The 2,582-nt window shown below is 72.5% G+C and carries 2 protein-coding genes; both read left to right on the forward strand.

The window, feature by feature from the left end; genetic code table 11:
• Positions 1–1,224: 6-phospho-beta-glucosidase (locus AB0J52_RS35725; protein WP_500187344.1), on the forward strand; the 1,224-nt coding region annotated here is incomplete at its 5' end.
• Positions 1,221–2,345 (forward strand): glycoside hydrolase family 76 protein, encoded by a 1,125-nt coding sequence (locus tag AB0J52_RS35730; protein ID WP_500187345.1) that lies wholly within the window; start codon positions 1,221–1,223, stop codon positions 2,343–2,345. The genes AB0J52_RS35725 and AB0J52_RS35730, both read left to right, overlap by 4 nt.
• The last annotated feature ends 237 nt before the right edge of the window (positions 2,346–2,582 follow it).

Genomic DNA, 2,582 nt, shown 5'->3' on the forward strand with positions numbered 1-2,582 from the left:
GCGACGTTCGCCGACGGCGTGCCGGACGCCCCCAAGGTGTTCACCAGCACCGGGCTCGACCAGGCCCTGGAGGGCGCGGACTTCGTCTTCGCCGCGATCCGGGTCGGCGGGCTCGCCGGGCGGGTGTGCGACGAGCGGGTCGCGCTCGACCTGGACGTCCTCGGCCAGGAGACGACCGGCCCCGGCGGCCTGGCCTACGGGCTGCGCACGATCCCGGTGATGCTCGACATCGCGCGGCGGGTGAAGGCGCTGGCCCCGGACGCCTACGTCATCAACTTCACCAACCCGGCCGGGATGATCACCGAGGCGATGCGGGACGTGCTCGGCGACCGCGTGATGGGGATCTGCGACACCCCGTCCGGCCTCGGCACCCGGGTGGCCGCGGCGCTCGGCCTCGACCCCGGCCGGCTCCAGCTCGACTACGTGGGCCTGAACCACCTCGGCTGGATGCGCCGGATCCTGCACGACGGCGTCGACATCATGCCCGCGCTGCTCGCCGACGACGCCGTGCTCGGGTCGCTGGAGGAGGGCGTGGTCTTCGGGACCGAGTGGCTGCGCGACCTCGGCGTCATCCCGAACGAGTACCTGTACTACTACTACTTCAACCGGGAGGCGGTGCGGGCCACCCTGGACGCGCCGCAGACCCGCGGCGAGTACCTGGCCAAGCAGCAGGCCGCGTTCTACGAGCGGATCGCCGGCGCGTCCGGCGGCGCCGCCCTGGAGATGTGGCGCGAGACCGTGGCGTCGCGCAGCGCCAGCTACATGGCCGAGGTGAAGGGCGCGAGCGCGGGCGACGAGCTGGAGGACCACTCCGGCGTCGACCCGGTCGACCAGGGCTACGCCGGGGTCGCGCTGAGCGTGATGAACGCGATCAGCCGCAACGAGCGCGCCCAAATGATCCTCAACGTGGGCAACGGCTCGACCGTCGCGGCGCTGCCCGGCGACGCGGTCGTCGAGGTGCCGGTCATGGTCGACGCGAACGGCGTGCACCCGCTGTCGCTGGACCAGCCCGACCTCCACCAGACCGGGCTCATGCAGCAGGTCAAGGCCGTCGAGCGGCTGGTCATCAGCGCCGCCCGCAACGGCTCGCGCGCCGACGCCGCCAAGGCGTTCGCGCTGCACCCGCTGGTCGACTCGGTCTCGGTCGGGCGCCGGCTGCTGGACGGCTACATCGACCGCATCCCCGAGGTGGCCGCGGTCTTCGCGAAGGAGCGGACGGCATGACCGGACGATGTCGGTCCCGGATACTCGGCCTGCCGGCCGTCGCGCTCGTGCTGACCCTGCTCGCGGGCGTCGTCCCGGCCCAGGCCTCGGCCCCGCACGCCTCCCCGCGCCAGGACCGGGCGCGGGCGGGCGCGGCCGTGGACGCGATGATGCGCTACTACGACCGCGAGTCGGGCCGCTGGGACCCCGAGGCGCCGTGGTGGCAGTCGGGCAACGCGCTCCAGGCCCTGCTCGACTACATGGACAGGACCGGCGACCGCCGTCTCATGGACGCGGTCCGGAACACCGTCACGCGGCAGCGTGAGCCCCTGCCCTGGTGGCCGGAGGGCGGCGGCGAGTTCCGCGCCGACTCCACCGACGACACCGGCTGGTGGGCGCTCGCCATGGTCCGGTTGTTCGACCTCACCCGTGACCGCCGGTACCTCGACATCGCCAAGCTCGACGAGGCGTACATCCGCCGGTACTGGGACGACACGTGCGGCGGCGGCGTCTGGTGGGACATCCCCGGCAAGAGCTACAAGAACGCGATCAGCCTGGAGCTCTACTTCTCCCTGCTCGCCTCGCTCCACAACCGCATCCCCGGTGACCGCGTCTACCTGGCGCGCGCCCGCGAGGCGTGGACGTGGTTCCAGCGCAGCGGGATGGTCAACTCCGAGAACCTGGTCAACGACGGCCTCGCCACCCAGTCCGGCGGGTGCGCCAACAACGGTGGGACGACCTGGACCTACAACCAGGGCGTCGTCCTCGGCGGGCTCAGCGAGCTCTACAAGGCGACCCACGACCGCTCCCTGCTGGTCGCGGCGCGCCGCATCGCCGACGCCGTCGTGAACAGCCCGCGGCTGTCGCCGAACGGAATCCTCACCGAGCCCTGCGAGGCGGGGGGCACCTGCAACGCCGACCAGGCGTCGTTCAAGGGGATCTTCGCCCGCAACCTCGCCGAGCTCGACCGGGTGCTGCCCGGTCACCCCTACCGCGGCTACCTGCGCGAGCAGGCGGCGTCCCTGTACGCCCACGGGAGGGACGGGCGGGACCGGTACGGACTGAGCTGGTCCGGGCCGTTCGACCGCGCGGACGTCTCCCGGCAGGAGTCGGCGGTGTCGCTGCTGGTCGCCGTCCTCTGACCGGCCGGGGCCCGGCCGGTCCCGGATCTCACTCGATCCCAAATTGTCCTGACATTCAGTCAACTTGTCATCAACCTAACCCCACCCCAGGAGAGGAGGCATCATGGCAGCAGACACCCTGAACGGGGCGACGCAGGCGGACCCCGCCCAGGAGACCCCCGGGCAGGCGGTCGCCGGAGGCCCGCCCGAGCCGTCGCTCGCGGACCCGTGCGCCGAGCGCGACCTCGGCGGCGCGCT

The sequence above is a fragment of the Spirillospora sp. NPDC049652 genome (assembly GCF_040675125.1).
GTDB lineage: Bacteria > Actinomycetota > Actinomycetes > Streptosporangiales > Streptosporangiaceae > Spirillospora.

What these genes read in the sequence shown, in the direction of transcription:
- AB0J52_RS35730 (WP_500187345.1), top strand. Translation starts at nt 1,221, where the DNA reads ATGACCGGACGATGTCGGTCCCGGATACTCGGCCTGCCGGCCGTCGCG.